Annotated in this window: 15 protein-coding genes; 5 read left to right on the forward strand and 10 right to left on the reverse strand. The window is 75.7% G+C overall.

The window, feature by feature from the left end:
* Window positions 1-13 precede the first annotated feature (13 nt).
* Window positions 14-2,560: a LuxR C-terminal-related transcriptional regulator gene (locus P9841_RS13865; RefSeq protein ID WP_283319235.1), complete on the reverse strand. Its 2,547-nt coding sequence runs from the start codon at window positions 2,558-2,560 to the stop codon at window positions 14-16.
* 341 nt (window positions 2,561-2,901) lie between these two features.
* On the opposite strand from P9841_RS13865, the gene P9841_RS13870 reads away from it, so the two are divergent.
* Window positions 2,902-3,300, forward strand: coding sequence for a phage holin family protein (locus tag P9841_RS13870; RefSeq protein ID WP_283319236.1), 399 nt, complete (start codon window positions 2,902-2,904; stop codon window positions 3,298-3,300).
* An 18-nt stretch (window positions 3,301-3,318) separates the two neighbouring features.
* On the opposite strand, the gene P9841_RS13875 is transcribed toward P9841_RS13870, so the two are convergent.
* From P9841_RS13875 to P9841_RS13900, 6 genes are all read right to left on the reverse strand, one after another.
* Window positions 3,319-3,549, reverse strand: a complete 231-nt coding sequence (locus tag P9841_RS13875; protein WP_283319237.1) for a DUF6480 family protein — start codon at window positions 3,547-3,549, stop codon at window positions 3,319-3,321.
* A gap of 62 nt (window positions 3,550-3,611) precedes the next feature.
* Window positions 3,612-4,070: a ScoMcrA-related endonuclease gene (locus tag P9841_RS13880; RefSeq protein ID WP_283319238.1), complete on the reverse strand. Its 459-nt coding sequence runs from the start codon at window positions 4,068-4,070 to the stop codon at window positions 3,612-3,614.
* 86 nt (window positions 4,071-4,156) lie between these two features.
* On the reverse strand, window positions 4,157-6,694 hold the full coding sequence (locus tag P9841_RS13885; protein WP_283319239.1) for an MMPL family transporter: 2,538 nt from the start codon (window positions 6,692-6,694) through the stop codon (window positions 4,157-4,159).
* A gap of 51 nt (window positions 6,695-6,745) precedes the next feature.
* Complete coding sequence (locus P9841_RS13890) at window positions 6,746-7,384, reverse strand: TetR/AcrR family transcriptional regulator (protein WP_283319240.1); 639 nt, start codon at window positions 7,382-7,384, stop codon at window positions 6,746-6,748.
* 69 nt (window positions 7,385-7,453) lie between these two features.
* The gene (locus P9841_RS13895; RefSeq protein ID WP_502848921.1) at window positions 7,454-8,044 is read right to left on the reverse strand and encodes a response regulator; all 591 of its coding nucleotides are present in this window, start codon (window positions 8,042-8,044) and stop codon (window positions 7,454-7,456) included.
* Window positions 8,045-8,100: 56 nt separating this feature from the next.
* A complete protein-coding gene (locus P9841_RS13900; protein ID WP_283319242.1) occupies window positions 8,101-9,399 on the reverse strand; it encodes a sensor histidine kinase in 1,299 nt (432 codons plus the stop codon).
* 116 nt (window positions 9,400-9,515) lie between these two features.
* Here P9841_RS13900 and P9841_RS13905 point away from each other — a divergent pair, with 116 nt between their 5' ends.
* Entirely contained in the window at window positions 9,516-10,136 is a 621-nt protein-coding gene (locus P9841_RS13905; RefSeq protein ID WP_283319243.1) for a hypothetical protein, read from the forward strand.
* Here P9841_RS13905 and P9841_RS13910 read toward each other — a convergent pair.
* From P9841_RS13910 to P9841_RS13920, 3 genes are all read right to left on the reverse strand, one after another.
* Window positions 10,122-10,688 carry a hypothetical protein gene (locus P9841_RS13910; protein ID WP_283319244.1) on the reverse strand — a complete coding sequence of 189 codons (567 nt, stop codon included), beginning with the start codon at window positions 10,686-10,688 and terminating at the stop codon, window positions 10,122-10,124. The two genes, P9841_RS13905 and P9841_RS13910, sit on opposite strands and share 15 nt — an antisense overlap.
* Window positions 10,689-10,954: 266 nt before the next feature.
* Window positions 10,955-12,763, reverse strand: a complete 1,809-nt coding sequence (locus P9841_RS13915) for a glycoside hydrolase family 2 protein (protein WP_283319245.1) — start codon at window positions 12,761-12,763, stop codon at window positions 10,955-10,957.
* Between the two features lie 87 nt (window positions 12,764-12,850).
* Window positions 12,851-13,873, reverse strand: a complete 1,023-nt coding sequence (locus P9841_RS13920) for a LacI family DNA-binding transcriptional regulator (RefSeq protein ID WP_283319246.1) — start codon at window positions 13,871-13,873, stop codon at window positions 12,851-12,853.
* A 113-nt stretch (window positions 13,874-13,986) separates the two neighbouring features.
* On the opposite strand from P9841_RS13920, the gene P9841_RS13925 reads away from it, so the two are divergent.
* The 3 genes from P9841_RS13925 to P9841_RS13935 all read left to right on the forward strand — a co-directional run bounded on the left by P9841_RS13925 (window position 13,987) and on the right by P9841_RS13935 (window position 17,124).
* A complete protein-coding gene (locus tag P9841_RS13925) occupies window positions 13,987-15,300 on the forward strand; it encodes an ABC transporter substrate-binding protein (protein ID WP_283319247.1) in 1,314 nt (437 codons plus the stop codon).
* A 130-nt stretch (window positions 15,301-15,430) separates the two neighbouring features.
* A complete protein-coding gene (locus P9841_RS13930) occupies window positions 15,431-16,234 on the forward strand; it encodes a carbohydrate ABC transporter permease (protein WP_283319248.1) in 804 nt (267 codons plus the stop codon).
* Entirely contained in the window at window positions 16,234-17,124 is an 891-nt protein-coding gene (locus tag P9841_RS13935; protein WP_283319249.1) for a carbohydrate ABC transporter permease, read from the forward strand. Before P9841_RS13930 ends, P9841_RS13935 begins: the two co-directional genes overlap by 1 nt.
* Window position 17,125: the final 1 nt, after the last annotated feature.

Raw genomic sequence — 17,125 nt, forward strand, 5'->3', positions numbered from 1 at the left:
GTCCCCGCGCGCGTCACCCCGTCCGCGCCGCGTCCGGGCGGTGCGTCGCGGCGGCGACGGTGCCGGTGGCGTTCCACCAGCTCAGGTCCGACCGGCGGGTGAAGCCGAGCTTGCGCAGCACGGCGCTCATGTGGTTCTCCACGGTCCGCACGCTGAGCCCGAGCGCGGAGGCGATGTCCCGGTTCGACCGGCCTTCCCGGGCCAGGGTGGCGACCTCCCGCTCGCGGGGCGAGAGCGTCAGGTGGTCCTCCGCGCGGAGCACGACCCGCACGGGGGGCCGCTCGTCGGGCAGCGCGACGCCGTCGAGGTGGCCCATCGCCTGGCGGAAGCGGTCGCCGGGATCCGCCGGCAGGGCGTGGAGCCGGGCGACCACCCCGGCCACGTCCTTGGCGGTGAGGGCCTCGTGCAGCCGCAGGTAGGGCTCGAGCAGCGGGAGCGGCGCGGCCTCGTAGGTCTCGCGCACCACGGCGAGCTGCTCGGGGGCGTACGTCGCGGTGCTGAACAGCCAGCACACCAGCGCGGGCTGCCGCCGGCCCTCCTGCGCGTAGCGTCGTCCCCGCTCCCACAGCAGGTCGTCGGGCGTCGGGCGCGTCACCTCGTCGACGGCCGCGCGGGCCAGCGCGGACAGGGAGCCGACGATCGGGCGGTCGGCGCGGGGCAGGGCGTCCAGCGACGCGACCAGGGACTCCGCCATGTCGACGTCGCCGCTGGAGACGCGCAGGATCGCGGCGAGGCTCAGCGCCCGCCGGTGGAACGCCGCGCCGACGGGCCCGGCCGGCCCGAGCCGCAGCGCCCCGCCGAGCGCGCGCCACGCGGCCGTGCTGCGCCCGCTCCAGATGAGCACCTCGGCGAGCAGGCACGCGTGCACGCGCACGCCGAGCACGTCCGCGCGGGCGTAGGCGGCGGCGAGCTCGCGGCGCACCCGGGCCTCGGCCTCGTCGAGCCGTCCCAGGAGGATGGTCGCGACCGCGTCGACGGCGTCCCGGTGGTGACGGACCTCGTCGGTCGGGGGGTCCGCGAGCACGGGCCCCCGGCAGAGGCGCAGCGCGAGGTCGAGCCGTCCCACCTCGACCAGCGCGGCGGCGCGGGCGACCGCGACGCGGGCCGCGACGTCGCCCCCGGCGTCCTCCGCCGTGCCGAGCAGCGTGGCGTCGTCGGCACCGGCGCGGGCCGCGGCCGTCACCTCGTCGTGGACCCGGAACGCGGCGGCGAGCGGGCCGAGCTCGCTTCGGTGCTCGGCGAGGAACGCCGCCCGGGCTGCGGGGCCGCCGCCGGACGGGACGAGCCAGCGCAGCCCGGCGGCGCGGAACAGGGCGCGCCCGGCGGGGTCGTCGTCCTGCAGCCGGGTGCCGGCGAGCACCTCGCGGGCCAGGTCGTGCGCCGGCCGCCGAGCGAGCTGGTCGAGCAGGGCGTTGGCCGGGCCGGTGCGGGGGTCGCGGCGCCACGCGTCGAGCAGGGCCTCCTCGCGGGACCGCTCGTGCTCGCGCAGGACGCCCGCCACCTCGGGCGAGCGGCGGGGGAGCTCGGCGCCCCGGCGCGCGAGGGGGACCGGCACCTCCTCCCCGAGGTCGAGGGGCGTCACGGGCACGACAGCGTCGGCGGCGGGAGCCCGGCCGGAGAGGTGGGCGAGCCGGCGCCGGCGCTCCGGCAGCAGGCGGGCGCGCAGGGCGTCGGCGAGCGCGGGCGGCGACACGGAGTACCGCGAGGTGCCGTCGGTGCCGGTGAAGCCGAGCAGCCGGCGGCGCGCGGTGAGGGCGTCGACGGTGGCCGGCGCGACGAGGCGCTCGACGGTGTCGTGGTCAGGTGTGCCGAGCCACGCGACGAGCTCGAGCGCGTCCAGGTGGTGCGGCGGCAGGCGGGCCGTCAGGAGGTGCACGACCGGGTCGCCGGGCGCCTCGCGCAGCGGGCGGGTCACCGTCCAGCGGTCGTCGGACCTCCCCACCGCGCCGGCCCAGCGCGCCGACTGCAGCACGAGGGTCGCCACCCGGGGGTTGCCGGCCGACGCGGCGGCGAGCTCCGCCACGAGCGTCGCGTCCACGGCGCCGCCGAGCACGGTGCGGGCCAGGGCGTGCAGCTCGGTGTCGGCGAAGGGCGGCAGCAGCACCTCGGCCGGCGCGCGCTCGCCGACCAGCCGCGCGAGGGCGGCGTCCGCGTCACGGGCCAGGTCCACCGCGGTGGTCACCACGAGGTCGGCACGGCTCTGCGCGAGCGACCGCCGGATCACGGCGAGCGTGCCCTCGTCGACGTGCTCGACGTCGTCGACCAGCAGCAGCGACCCCTCGGAGCCGAGCTCACCCGTCAGCCACTCGACGAGCTCGGACTCCGACCACGGGTGGCCCCGCCGGGTGGGCAGGGACTCGTGCGCGCGCAGCGTCGCGAAGGGCGCGGGGCCGGACGCCCGCAGCAGCACGGTGTCCGCGCGGCGGTGCGGGAGGCGGCGCATCAGGTCGAGCAGGGAGGTGCGCCCGGACCCGTGGTCGCCGCGCACGACGACGTCCCGCCCCAGCGTGAGCCACCGGTGGACGGCACGCGTGGCGGTGTCGAGAGTCGCGTCACTCATGTGGCCCCCTGGGTCGCGCTGCCGCCCCGGCAGCGGCGTCGCTCAGCCGCAGGCAGGCCGTGTGCCTGGGCAGTCGCTCCGGAGACTAGGCACGAGGTCCCGGGGCCGGGGGTCGCCTCGGCCCGGACCGGTACCGCAGGGGCGCCTGCCGGGTGGGGGGGACGCCCGTCCCGGGGGGCGGGTGGGCGCCGACCAGGGGTCGCCGGGGCGCCGACCGGGTACCGACTGCGGGCCGGCGGGGGAGCAGGCGGGGGAGCGGGAGAGGTGCCGGGACGTGCGGCCCCCGCCGGGCGGGCCGAGCGGCTCTTCTCCCGGGGGCGTGCGGGCACTAGCGTCCGGACATGGTGATCTTCCTGATCCGGGTGGCGATCTTCCTCGGCTCCGCGGCCCTGGGGCTGGGGGCGGCGGCGCTGCTCGTGGACGACGTGCACCTCGGCGTGAGCGGGTTCGTGACCGCCGTCGTCGTCTTCACCGCGGTCCAGGCGGTGCTGACACCGTTCATCGCCACGATGGCGCGCCGGTACGCCAACGCGTTCCTCGGCGGGGTCGGGCTGGTCTCCACGTGGGTGGCCCTGCTGGTGGCGAGCGCCTTCACGGACGGGCTGCGGATCTCCGGCGGGGTGGTGACCTGGATCGCCGCCGTCGTCATCGTCTGGCTGGTGACGGCGCTCGCGACCTGGCTGCTGCCGATGGTGCTGCTGCGCAAGCGGCTGCAGGCGCGGGGCCAGCAGCGGGCCTGAGCCCCCCGGGAGGTGCCGTCAGGACAGCAGGCCGACGACGTAGCCGACGAACAGCAGCAGCGCGACGGCGACGACCGCGCCGACGACGCCGTAGACGACCCAGCTGGTGCGGCGCCCGGGCAGATCGGGCTCGCGGAACGCCGCCCCCGAGGTGCTCGACTCGCCGGGCGGGGTGTCCCCGGGCGCGACGCCTCCACCCGGCTCGAGGCCGGGGGTGTTCGCGGGGTCCGGGTCAGGGCTGGTGCTCATCCGGACACGCTAGGCACGTCCTGCCCGCGCGGCGACCGGTGGCCCGTCGTGGACCGGGGGCGTCAGCCGCAGGTGTCGCAGATCCCGGTCGCGGGCAGCGCCGTGAAGCACGTCGGGCAGATCGCCAGCGGGCGGTCCTCCGGCGCGGGCCGGCGGGGCGTCGTGGCCGGCTTCGCGGCGCGGCGGGGGGCGGTGCCCGCGGTGGACCGGGCGGACGAGCGGGTCGCGGAGGTCGTCCGCGGCGCGGCGACGGGGCCCGCGACGTCGAACCCGCGGCGCGTCAGCAGGGTCCCCGTCGGGGCGGAGCGCAGCTCCTCGGGCGTCGCGGCGCGGCCGGTCGCGTACCGGTGGGCGACCGCGAGGACCGCGCGGGAGTCGTACGTCCGGCCCTCGTGCGCGAACGTCTCGCCCGGGGTGGCCTCGAAGCCGTAGACGCCGAGGAACGCCTCCGCGCCCCGGTCGTCGTGCTCCGCGATCGCCTGGAGGACGTGCTGCCGGCTGACGGAGGAGAACGTGGCCACACCTCAGGGTAGTCCGCCCGGGCGCCCGAGAGCCCCGCCGCCGCCCGCCGCGGGGGCGGGTGTGACGGGGCTCTCGGTGCGGTGCCTCAGACGCGGTCGTGCCGGTGCCGCTCCGGGGCCTCGACGACCTGGTGCATCGGGTGCGGGTGGGTGCGCTCCAGGGACGCGCCCTCCACGTCGACGTCCGGCAGGATGCGGTCCAGCCAGCGGGGGATCCACCACGCCGCCTTGCCGGCCAGGTGCATGAGCGCCGGGATCAGCAGCATCCGGACGACGAACGCGTCGACCAGCACGCCGAACGCGAGGCCGAACCCGAGCGGCCGGATGATCGAGGACTCCGCGAAGATGAAGCCCGCGAACACCGACGCCATGATGATCGCCGCCGCGGCGACCACGACCCGCCCGGCGTGCAGCCCGCGCCTGACCGCCACGCGGGCGTCGACGCCGTGGGCGTACGCCTCCCGCATGCCGGAGACCAGGAACAACTGGTAGTCCATCGCGAGCCCGAACAGGATGCCGGTGACGATGATCGGCAGGAAGCTCAGCACGGGCGCGGGGTCGTGGACCCCGAAGAGCGACCCGAGCCAGCCCCACTGGTAGATCGCGACGACGCCGCCGAACGCCGCGAACAGCGACAGGACGAACCCGAGCGTCGCGGTGACCGGCACCAGGATCGAGCGGAACACGATGATGAGGATGATGAGCGACAGGCCGACGACGATCGCCAGGTAGAGCGGCAGCACGTCGGCGAGCTTCTCGGAGACGTCGATCTGCGCGCTCGTGGTGCCCGCGACGCCGAGCTGCACGTCGCCGTCCAGCGGGGACGCCGCCCGCAGGTCCTGCACCAGGTGCTCGGTGCTCTCGCTGTCCGGTCCCTCGCGGGGCACGACCTGGAACGCGAGCACCGTGCGGCCGTCGTTGGCGCCGATCGGCGCGACCGCCACGACGTCGTCGAACGCCGCGAGCTCCTGGCCGATCCGCACCTGCTCCGCGACGAGCCCGTCCTCCGCCACCGCGTCGGGCAGGTCCGCGACGACCAGCAGGGGGCCGTTCACGCCGGCCCCGAACTTCTCGGCCGTGATCGTGTACGCCTGGTACTGCGTGGAGTCCTCGGCCTCCGACGCCCCGCCCGGCAGGCCGAGGCGCATGGACAGCGCGGGGATCGCGACGACCAGCAGCGCGGCGAGGCCGACGACGAGGGTGAGCACGGCGCGCGAGGTGCGCATCGGGGTGGAGGGCACCGGCTCGGGCTCCTCGTGCCCGACGCGCGCGCGCTGCTTCTTCGGCAGCACCCGCAGGCCGATGCGCGACAGCAGCGCGGGCGTGAACGTGATCGCCATGAGGATCGCGATGGCGATGCACACCGCGGCCGTCGTCCCCATCAGACCCAGGAACGGGATGCCGGTGACGTTGAGCGCCAGCAGGGCCACGAGGACGGTCGTGCCGGCGAAGACCACGGCGTTGCCCGCGGTGCCGTTGGCCAGGGCGATCGACTCGTGCAGCTCGACGCCGTCGCGGAGCTGGCGGCGGTGCCGGTTGAGGATGAACAGCGAGTAGTCGATGCCGACCGCGAGGCCGAGCATGATGCCGAGCACCGGGGTGACGGACAGCATGTCGACCACGCCGGACAGGGACAGGGTGACCGTGGCGCCGATGGCCACGCCGACCAGGGCCGACAGGATGGGCAGACCGGCGGCGACCGCCGAGCCGAGCATCACCAGCAGCACGACGGCCGCGACGACGACGCCGACGACCTCGCCCGGACCGAGCACGCTCGGCACCTCCTGCGTGAGGTCGCTCGAGAACTCGACCTGGGCACCGGCGAGGTCCGCGTCGGCGAGGGTGTCCGCCACCTGCGTCTTCAGGTCGGCGTCCACCTCGAACTGCCCCGCGTCGAACGCCACGGTGGCGACCGCGGCGGAGCCGTCCTCGGACACGAGGCGGATCTCCCGGGCGAGGTCCAGCAGCGCCGCGCCGTCCTCGAGCTGGGTGGTCTGCGCCTCGAGCTGCTCGCGGCCCTCGTCGAGCGTCTGCTGCTGGGCGTCGAGCTGGTCCTGCTGGGCGTCGAGCTGCGCCTGGCCGGCGTCGAGCTGCGGCTGCACCTGCGCGAGCATCCCCGCGGCCTCGGCCTGCGCCCGCTGGGCGTCGAGCTGGTCCTGCGCGGCGTCGAGCTGCGCCTGGCCCGCCTCGAGCTGCGCCTGGCCGTCGTCGAGCTGGGTCCGGCCGTCGGCGATCTGCGCGCGGCCGTCCTCGAGCTGGGCGGCCTGCTCGGCGAGCTGCTCGGTGGTGGCGAACGGGTCGGTGACGCCCTTGACGCCGTCGAGGTCCGCCACGTCGGCCAGTGCGGCGCTGATGGCGGCCTGCTGCTCCGACGTGAACGCGTCGTCGCCGCCGGTGTGGAACACGACCGTGCCGGTGCCGCCGCTCGCGGAGGGGAACTCCTCCTGGAGGTGCTCGGTCACCTTCTCGGTGGCGGTGCCCGGGATGGTGATGGCGGAGGTGAGCGTGCCGCCGAACGCGAGGTACGCGCCGACCGACAGCGCCAGCACCGCGGCCCAGGCCGTGACGACGACCCAGGCCCGGCGGGCGGAGAACCGCCCGAGTCTGTAGAGGAGTCCTGCCATGTCCGGTGTCCGTCCCTGTCTCTGCGCTGTGGTGGGTGGGAGTGCGGGGCGTCAGTGCTCCGGCATGTACCCGGCTCGGACGTTCTCGATGAGCCGGTCGACGAGGCCGTCCCACGCCGCGCGCGCGTCGGGCGCGGCGGGGTCGGTGGTGGTGCACCAGTGCATGGCGATGACGCCGACACCGTGCACGAGGGAGGTCACGAGCAGCCGGACGTCGAGCGGGTCGGCGTGCGGGTAGCGGCGCAGCAGCTCCTCGACGAGGTGGTCCGCGACGCGGGCGAACGCCTGCTGGGCGAGCGCCGCGGCGCGCGGGTCGTCGCCCTGGGCGAGCGGGCCGAGGGCGTTCGCGAGGTAGGTGATCGGGGCGGGCAGGTCGGCGCCGCGCAGCGTCTCGGCGAGCTCGTCGAACATCGACGCGCGCGAGCCGTCGCCCACGGGCGTCCGGGTGGCCGCCAGCTCGACCTCGGCGATCACCTGCCCGAGCCGCTGCGCGCAGACGGTCAGGATGACGTCGTCGAGCGAGCCGAAGTGGTTGAACACGGTGCGCCGCGAGACGTCCGCGCGCTCCGCGAGCTCGTCGACGCTGAACGCGGGGGCGCCGCGCTCGACGAGCAGGGCGTCCGCGGCCTCGAGGATGGCGTGCCGGGACCGCGCCTTGACGGCGGAGCGCCGGTCGGGGGTCTCGGTCACGCGGAGGACCGTAGGCACGTGGGTGCACTCAGTGCAAGCGTGCACCGGGTGCAAAGCGCCTGATGTGGCTCAGATCACCAGCCCGGCCCGGTGCGCGACGGCCGCCGCCTCGAGGCGCGTCCGGCAGCCCAGCTTGGCCAGCACCCGGCTGACGTGCGTCTTCGCGGTGGTCTCCGACACCGTCAGCGCCTGCGCCACCTGCTGGTTCGACCGTCCCTCGCCGAGCAGCACGAGCACCTCGCGCTCGCGGGCCGTCAGCCGGTCGAGGCCCGGGGCGTCGGGGGCGGCCGGCCCGGGGGCGGGCACCGGGACGCTCGCGAGCACCCGCCGGGTGACCTCCGGGGCCAGCACCCCGTCGCCCGCCGCCACCTGCCGCACCGCCGCGACCAGCTCCGCGGCGCCGACGGACTTCAGCAGGAACCCGACCGCCCCGGCCCGGAGCACGCCGAACAGGTACTCGTCGAGGTCGAACGTGGTCAGCGCGACCACCTGCGCCAGCCCGTCGGCCACGATGCGCCGCGTCGCCTCGATGCCGTCCGTGCCGGGCATCCGGATGTCCATGAGCACGACGTCCGGCCGCAGCGCCCGGGCGTTCGCCACCGCGGCGTCGCCGTCGGCCGCCTCGCCCACCACCGTGACCCCGTCGGCCTGCTCCAGCATCAGCCGCAGCCCGGCGCGGATCGCCCCATGGTCGTCGGCCAGCAGCACGCGCACGCTCACGTCGCACCCCCTGCCGCGCCGAGGGTCGTCCGTCCCATCGGCGCCGCCGGCGCTGCCTGCGCGGCGGGCGCGGCGGGCGCGCCCGGAGCCAGCGGGAGGACCGCGTGCACCCGCCAGCGCCCGCCGGCGTGGGGCCCCGCCGCGAACCGGCCGCCCAGCGAGCGGGCGCGCTCCGCCATCGACACCAGGCCCGTGCCGGAGCCCAGCGCGGGGGCGCCGGCCGGGGCGGGCGTCCCCGCGGCGGGCAGCCGGTTGAGCACCTCGACCTCCAGGGCCGACCCGTCGGACGCCACCCGCAGGTCCACCCGGCCGCCCGCGGCACCGTGCGCGGCGGCGTTCGTCAGGGCCTCGCGGGCGATGCGGTACGCCGCGTGGTCGACCACCGCCGGGAGCCCGGGCGCCGCGGCTTCGACCCGCACGTCCAGCCCGCGATCCCGCGCCGTCGCGACCAGGTCGTCCAGCCGGTCGAGGCCCGCCGCGGCCGTGGCGCCGTCCCGGGGGCCGGCGCCGCGCAGCACGAGGATCATCGAGCGCATCTCGGCGAGCGACGCCACGGACTCCGCGCGCACCGCCGCCAGCGCCGCCCGGTCGCGGCCGGCGTCGGGCGGGCCGGACAGCGCCGCCTCCGCGTGGATCGCGACGGCCGACAGGCGGCTCGCCACCACGTCGTGCAGGTCCCGCGCCATGCCCGCGCGCTCCTCGCGCACCGCGGCGTCCCGGTCGAGATCGGCGATCCGCTGCACGTCCGCGGCGTGGGCGCGCGCCAGGTCCGCCCGCGACCGCTCCAGCGTCGCGCGCTCGGCCTCCGACGCGGCGAGCTCGCTCCGGCTGCGCACGTCCGACCCCCACCACAGCGGTGTCACCAGGACGGCGACCGCCTGGAGCGCCGCCGCCAGGGCGTCGCGCAGACCCCCGCCCGTCGCCCACACGGCCGCGGGCGCCGCGACGGTGAGCACGCCGACCACCCCGTGCAGCGCCCGCCGCGTCCGGGCGGGGGCGTGCACCTCGGCGCTGTACAGCGCGTCGACCAGCACGAGCAGCAGCCCGAGGCTGCCGCCCGCGGGGACCGTGCCGGCCAGGCAGGCGGCGGCCAGCAGCAGCACCACCACCGGGTGCCGGCGCTTCGCGGTGAGCGCGCCGCACGCGACGAGCAGCAGCGCGGTGTGCAGCCACCAGCCCGCCGGCCCCGCCCCCGCGGACCCCGTCACCGAGATCCCCGCCCCGTGCAGCAGCAGCCCGGCGGCCAGGTACAGCAGCGCGACGCCACGGTCGTCGAGGCGGGGCAGGGACGGCATGGCGTCCATCCCAGCACGGCCCCGGCGCGGCCGGGTCCTCCGAAGGGACGACGCCGCCCCGCAGGATCGTGCGGTCGGCCGACGCCCCCGCCCGGCGCCGGCGCGACGCTGCCGGCATGGACGTGATCGAGACCCTCCGCGAGAACCCGGTCGCCGCGCTCGTCGTCGCCTGCGAGGTGGCGTTCTGGGTGTTCCTCGGCGCCGCGGTCGTCGCCCGGTACGTGCTGCGCCGGCGGCGCCTGTCGACGGTGCTGCTGCTGTGCGAGCCGCTGCTCGAGGTGGTGCTGCTGGTCGCCACCGTCGGGGACCTGCTGCGGGGCTCGGAGGCGACCTGGACGCACGGCCTCGCGGCGCTCTACCTCGGGTTCACCGTGGCGTTCGGCAAGCGGACCGTGCACGCCGTCGACGCCTGGGTCGCGCACCGGTTCTTCGGGGGGCCGGAGCCCGTGCGGCCGCCGCGGCGCGGGCCGGCGCGCGTGCGGTACGAGTGGGCGCTGTGGCTGCGGGTGCTGCTCGCCTGGGCGGTGGCCTGCGCGGTGCTCGGCGTGCTGCTGCTCGTCGCGCAGGGGCCGGGCGAGGCGGCGGCGGAGCAGCGGGAGGTGCTGCTGGGCTGGGGCGGCCGGGCGACCCTGGTGCTCGTGGCGTGGTTCGTGTTCGGGCCGGTGTGGGAGACGTTCACGCCACGCCGGGCGGCGGGCGACGCGGCGGCCGGTCCGGCGCGGTCAGACGCGCGGTGACGCGGCGGGCCGACGGATCCGCCGCCGCGCGACCTGCGTCCCCAGCAGCAGCGCCGCGGCCAGCGCCGGCCACCCCCAGGGCACGGAGGTGTGCGGCACGTACCCGGGCGGCGACCCGATGCTCGCGAGCGCGACCTCGGCGCCGGACCGCTGCAGCAGCGGCTGCGCGACCGCCAGGACGACGCTCGTGACGGCGGCCGCGGTCAGGTACGGCCCGGGCACGACGAGGCGCCAGGATCCCCGCCGGTCGGTGCGCCCGACGTGCAGCGCGAGCAGGCCGACGAGCAGCGCGGTGAGCAGCAGCGGGCCCCACAGGCCGACCCGGGCGAGCGACGCCTCGGGTCGCGAGAGGTCCGCCACCCAGACCCGGGCGAGCGGCCCGGCGAGCCGCTCGACGTGGGTGTCCGGCAGCGGCGGGTACGCGGCGTCGGCCAGCGTGACCAGCGGCTGCGCGTCGTGCCGGGTGAGGCCGTTCAGCGCAGAGGCCAGCCCGGTCGCCGCGAACGCTGCGGCGACGAGCCCGAGCAGCGTCCCGCCGGTCGTGCGTCGCATGCGCGCCACGGTACCGACGGGCTCCCCGCCGCGGGGCGGGTCCAGCGCGGCAGCGCGTCCGGGGCCACGGCGGTCCCGGCCCCGTCCACCCCGGTGCGACGCGACCCGGCCCGCCCTCCCGCCCCACCCTCCCGCCCCACGAGGCCCCGTTCGGATCCGTTCGCACCGGCGCGCCGGGCGTGTCGGTACCAACGGATCCGAACGTCCCCACCCACGGGGGCGGAGTGGGGGACGGGAGCCGGGGGGACAGGCAGAGGGGACGGGCGTCAGGCCCCGAAGAGGCGGCGCAGCGTCCCGACCGGGAGCTTGGGCCGACGGTCGGCGGTGCACAGGCCGTTCGTCTCGAGCCCCGTGTCGGTGAGCTGGGTGTAGCAGTACCCCCGCAGCGCGGTGGACGACCGGACGGCGCCGAGCAGGTCGGTGAGGCGGGCCTCGAGGTCCTCGGGGCTGCGCGCCTCGGAGTACCCCCACGAGCCCTCCGGCGCCCCGGGGGCGAACGAGACGCCGCCGAACTCCGACAGCAGCACCGGGATGGTGCCGGGCTCGGGCGCCGGGCCGCCGACCCACATCCGGCGGCCCGCGGGGCCGATCCCGGCGACCGTGCGGGCGACCGCGGCGGCGTCGCCGTAGCGCTCGCGCAGCTCGTCGCCCGTGGCGGCGTAGTCGTGGACGGTCAGCAGGTCGGACGCCGTGTGCTCCCAGCCGTCGTTGGAGATGACGGGCCGCGTCGGGTCGAGCGCGCGCGTGAGCTCGGTGAGGGCGCGGCTGTAGGCCTGCTGCGCCGGGTCGTGGGCGATGTGCTGGACGCCCCAGGACTCGTTGAACGGCACCCAGGCGATGACGCACGGGTGGGAGACGTCGCGGCGGACGACGTCCAGCCAGTCGCGGGTCAGCTGGGCGACGGCCTCGTCGGAGAACCGGTAGGCGCCGGCGGTCTCGCCCCACACGGCGAGCCCCAGCACGTCGCACCAGTACAGGTAGCGCGGGTCGGCGACCTTCTGGTGGACGCGCACCGTGTTGAACCCGAGCGCCAGCGCCAGCTCGACCTCCTCGCGGAGCGCCTCGGGGCTCGGCGCGGTGAGGTGCGACTGCGGCCAGTAGCCCTGCTCCAGGACGGCGCGGACGGTGAACGGCCGGTCGTTGAGCAGCAGGTGGTCGCCCTCGACGGCGACGGACCGCAGGCCGCAGTACGAGGCGAGCCGGTCGAGCTCGGCGCCCGACGCGTCGACGAGCGCCACGTCGGCGTCGAGCAGCACCGGGTGGCCGGGCGACCACAGCAGCTGCTCGTACGCCTGGCCGTTGTGCTGCGCGGGCAGCGGGACCACGACGTCCGCCACGGACCCGGTCACCGGCACCTCGGCCGCGCCGACCTCGGCGTCCCCGTGGCGGAGCCGCACCCGCACCCGCGTCCCCGCCGGGGCGGAGGCGCGCAGCCGCACCTGCACGGCCATGCGGGCGGCGGGCACGTCGGGCCGCCAGGTCAGCGAGCCGACGGCGACGGCGGGCACCTGCTCGAGCCACACGGTGCGCCAGATCCCGGACGTGCGGTGGTACCAGATCGCGTGCTGCTCGCGCTGCCAGTCCTGCTTGCCGCGCGGCTGCTCGACGTCGGTGCGGTCGTCGGTCGCGCGCACGACGACGACGTGCGCGTCGGGGGGCAGGTCGGGGTCGAGCAGGTCGGTGACGTCCGCGCTGAACGGGGTCTGCCCGCCCTCGTGCCGGACGGCGTGCCGGCCGTCGACCCAGACGTCGGCCTCGTGGTCCACGGCGCCCAGGTGCAGCAGCAGGCGGTCGGTGCCGAGGGCGGCCGGGACGGTGAACCGGCGCCGGTACCACAGGGCGGCGTGGTCGCCGTGGTCGGCGACGCCGGAGGCCTCGGACTCGGGCGGGAACGGCACGAGGACCTCGCGGTCGAACCGCGCCTCCGCGTCGCGGTCGTGCCAGCGCTCGCGCAGGCCCGCGTCCGCGTCGTCGAACGCGAACCGCCAGGGACCGTCCAGCGACCACCAGCGGTCGGGCCGGACGAGCTGGGGCCGGGGGTGCAGACCCGTCGCGGGTGCTGACGTCGTCGTCATGGCGGTCCTTCGGTCGCGGGAGTACGTCGTCGACCCATGTTGCCACGTTGCAAAGCCGCGTGTCACACCGTCGCGGCCGGGCCGGGCTCAGCCGCCCGTCGACTCCCGCAGGACGAGCGCGTGCGGCACCGTCACGTCCTGGCCGGCGGGCGGCCCGGCCGACCGCCGCTCGAGCTGCGCGACCAGCCGGGCCACCGCGACGCGGGCGATCTCGTCCCGGTCCGGGCGCACGGTGCTCAGCGCGGGCGTGAGGTAGCGGACCTCCTCGACGTCGTCGAACCCCATGAGCGCGACGTCCTGGGGCACCCGCACGCCGCGGAGCAGGCAGGCCCGCAGGGCGCCGACCGCGAGCATGTCGTTGAAGCAGAACACCGCGTCGGGGCGCTGGTCCTCGTCGAGCAGGGCGGTCATCGCCGCGAACCCGGACGCGCGGTCGTACGCCTCGACGTACCGCAGCAGCCGCGGGTGCGCGGGCAGGCCGGCCTCGGCGAGCGCGATCATGAGGCCCTCCGCGCGCTGCCGCCCCGTCTGCGCCTCGGTCTGCAGCCCGATGGCGGCGACCCGTCGGCGCCCCAGCCCCACCAGGTGCTCCGTCGCCTCGCGCGCGGCCGCGACGTTGTCGATGTGCACGTGGTCGAAGGCGGTGTCCACGGTCCGCTCGCCCAGCAGCACGACCGGCCGGCCGGGGTCCGCGTCGAGCAGGTCGCGCCGGGTGAGGGCGAGCGGGCTGAGGACGAGCCCGTCGAACATCGCGCCGCGGGGGCCCTGGCGCAGCAGCTCGCGCTCGCGGTCGGGGTCGCCGTCGGTCTGGTCCACCACGACGGTGAACCCCGCGCCGGTGGCCTCGCGCACCACCGCGCGGGCGAGCTCGGCGAAGTAGGGCTGGTCGAGCGCGGGGACCACGAGGCCGAGCAGCCCGGTCCGGCCGGTGCGCATCGCCCGGGCCGCGGTGTTCGCGCGGTAGCCGAGGGCGTCGACCACCGCCTGCACCTGCTCCCGGGTGCGCGGCGCGACGTGCGCGTAGCCGTTGACCACGTTCGACACGGTCCGCGGGGACACCCCGGCGACCCGCGCCACCTCCTGCAGCGTCACCGCACCCCTGCGCGTCATGGCCCGCACCCTAGCGGGTTTGCCACGCTGCAATCAGTGGGGCTACCGTTTGCCACGTTGCAACGCCGCGGCAGGCCCCCGCCGCGGCGACACGTGACCGCGAGGAGGCGGACATGCCGGACATGCACGGACGACGGACCAGGCGCGGGATCGCGCTGGCCGCGGGACTGACCCTGGCGCTGGCGGCCTGCGCCGGCCAGGGCTCGGCCCAGGACGACGACGGCGCGACGGGCGACGGGCCCACGGAGCTCGTGCTCTGGCACGGCATGACCGGCCCTGACGGCCCGGCCGTGCAGCAGATCATCGACGACTTCAACGCCTCGCAGGACGACGTGGTGGTGAAGCCCAACGTCATGCCGTGGGACGTGCTCTACCAGAAGGTGCTCACGTCGCTGTCGTCGGACGACGGGCCGCAGGTGGTCGCGATGAGCGCCTCGAACGTGCCGCAGTACGCGTCGAAGGGCGCGCTCGCGCCGGTGGACGACTTCTACGCCGACGACACCTGGATGGACACGTCGGCGCTGCCCGACGCCGCCAAGCACGCCGCCGACTTCGACGGCACCGCGTACGGCGTCCCGCTGAACATCGCGCCGATGACGCTCTACTGGAACAAGGACATGTTCGAGGCCGCCGGCCTCGACCCGGAGCAGCCGCCGACGACGTGGGACGAGTTCGCGTCCATGGCCGAGAAGCTCACGGTCGACGAGAACGGCGACGGCAAGCCCGAGCAGTACGCGGCCGCGCTGGCGGACCACACGACGGTGCCGATCTACCAGATGCTGCTCTGGGGCACGGGCGGCGGGGTGGTGGCGGACGACGCCGCGACCGCGACGCTCGACACCCCGGAGACGCTCGAGGCCCTCGAGTTCTGGGTCGACCAGGTGCGCGAGAAGAAGGTCTCCCCGATCGGCCTGTCGGGCGCGGACGCCGACAAGCTGTTCCAGACCGGCAAGGCCGCGATGGAGATCGTCGGCCCGTGGATGACCACCGGCTTCGACGAGGCGGGCCTGGACTACGGCCTCGCCGCCCCGCCCGCCGGGCCCGACGCGGACGTCACGCTCGCCGACGTGGTGGCGTTCACCGTCAACGCGAAGGCGTCCGACGCGCAGCAGGACGCCGCCAAGACGTTCTTCGCGTACTGGAACTCGGTCGAGTCGCAGAAGACGTGGGCCGACGGCTCGGGCTTCCCTCCCACGCGCACGGACATCCCGGCGGACGAGCTGGAGAACCCGTACTCCGCGGTGTTCGGCGACCCGGAGCTGCTCGGCAGCGCCAAGGTCTACCTGGCGGGCGTGCCGAGCTCCGGCACCATCACGGACTCGATCTTCTACCCGGCGCTGCAGCGCGTGCTCAACGGCGACGGCGACCTGACCGAGGTGTTCACCCAGGCGAACGCGGACGTGCAGGCCGCGATCGACAAGGGCTGAGGCATGACCGCAGCCACCACCGCCCCCGCCCCCGCCCGCGTCGCCGTCCGGCGCGGGCGGGGGGGCCCGGCGTCGCGAACGCACCGCCTGGCTGTTCCTGACGCCGAGCCTGCTGACCATCGCGGTGTTCATGCTCTGGCCGATGGTGCAGTCCGCGTACCTGTCCTTCATGGACTACAACCGCATCCAGCCCGCGCAGTGGGTGGGGCTCGACAACTACCGCGAGCTGCTCACCGACCCGGCCGTCGGCAACGCGCTGCGCAACACCCTCGTGTACGCGGTGGTCGTCACGCCGGTGACCGTCGGGCTCGCGCTCGCGCTCGCGCTGCTGCTCAACCGGGCGATCTTCGCGCGCGGGCTGGTGCGGACCGCCGTGTTCCTGCCGTTCATCGTGTCGCTGGGCATCGTCGCGATCGCGTGGGCGTTCCTGCTCGACCCGAACATCGGCCTCATCTCGCACTGGCTCGACGGGCTCGGCATCGTCTCGACGCAGGGCTGGCTGTCGGACCCGCAGCTCGCGATGCCCGCGGTCATGGTCGTCGGGATCTGGAAGACCGTCGGCTTCTACATGGTCATGTACCTCGCCGGGCTCCAGTCCATCCCGACCGAGCTCTACGAGGCGGCGTCGCTCGACGGCGCCGGGCCGTGGACGCGGTTCCGCAACGTCACCTGGCCGCTGCTGTCCAACCAGACGATGCTCATCTCGATCATGGCCGCGATCGCCACGCTCCAGGCGTTCGACCAGATCTACGTGATGACGCACGGCGGCCCCTACTTCCGCACGGAGACGCTCGTCATGCTCGTGTACCGCGTCGGCTTCGAGGACCTGCGCCTCGGCTACGGCTCCGCGATCTCCTGGGTGCTGCTGCTCGGGGTGTTCGTGCTGTCGATGCTCCAGTGGGGCTACTTCCGCAAGCGGGCGGTGACGTACTGATGGCCGACACCCTGCTGCGCCCCGCCGCGGTCGACGACGAGGCCCCGTCGCCCGTCCGGCACGACGTGCGCCGGCTCGACCGGCTGTGGCGGGTGCTGACCGGCGTCTGCGGGCTCGTCATCGCGGCGGCCATGCTGCTGCCGATCATCTGGATGGTGCTCACGGCGTTCAAGCCGGAGTCCGACATCGTGGCGTTCCCCCCGACGCTGTGGCCGCGCGCGCTGACGCTCGAGCACGTCGGGGACATCTGGTCGCAGATCCCGTTCGCGCGGCTGTACGGCAACACGATCGTGTTCGCCGGGGCCGTCACGGTGTTCTCGCTGCTGTTCGACGCGATGGCGGCCTACGCGCTGGCCCGGCTGGACTTCCGCGGCAAGAACGTCGTGTTCGTGCTGGTCCTCGTGCTGCTGATGCTGCCGTACCAGGTCACGCTCATCCCGCTGTACGACACCCTGGCGGCCGTCGGGCTGGCGGGGACGCTGCCCGGCATGATCGTGCCGCGGCTGACCAACGCGTTCGGCATCTTCTTCCTGCGGCAGTTCTTCCTGTCGCTGCCGCGGGACCTGGAGGAGGCCGCGCGCATCGACGGCGCGTCGGAGCTGCGGATCTTCGCGCAGGTGATCGTCCCGCTCGCCAAGCCTGCCCTGCTGACGCTCGGGCTGTTCCACTTCCAGTACAACTGGAACGACCTGCTGTGGCCGCTGATCATGGCGAACGACCTGGAGTCCGCCACCCTGCCCGCCGGGCTGGCGATGTTCATGGGCCAGCACGTCGTCGAGTACGGCCTGCTCATGGCCGGCTCCGTGCTGGCGCTGCTGCCCGTCGTCGTGTTCTTCCTGCTCATCCAGCGATCCTTCGTCGCGGGCATCGCGACGACCGGCATGAAGTGAG

The sequence above is a fragment of the Cellulomonas sp. ES6 genome, assembly GCF_030053835.1.
Taxonomy (GTDB): Bacteria; Actinomycetota; Actinomycetes; order Actinomycetales; family Cellulomonadaceae; genus Cellulomonas.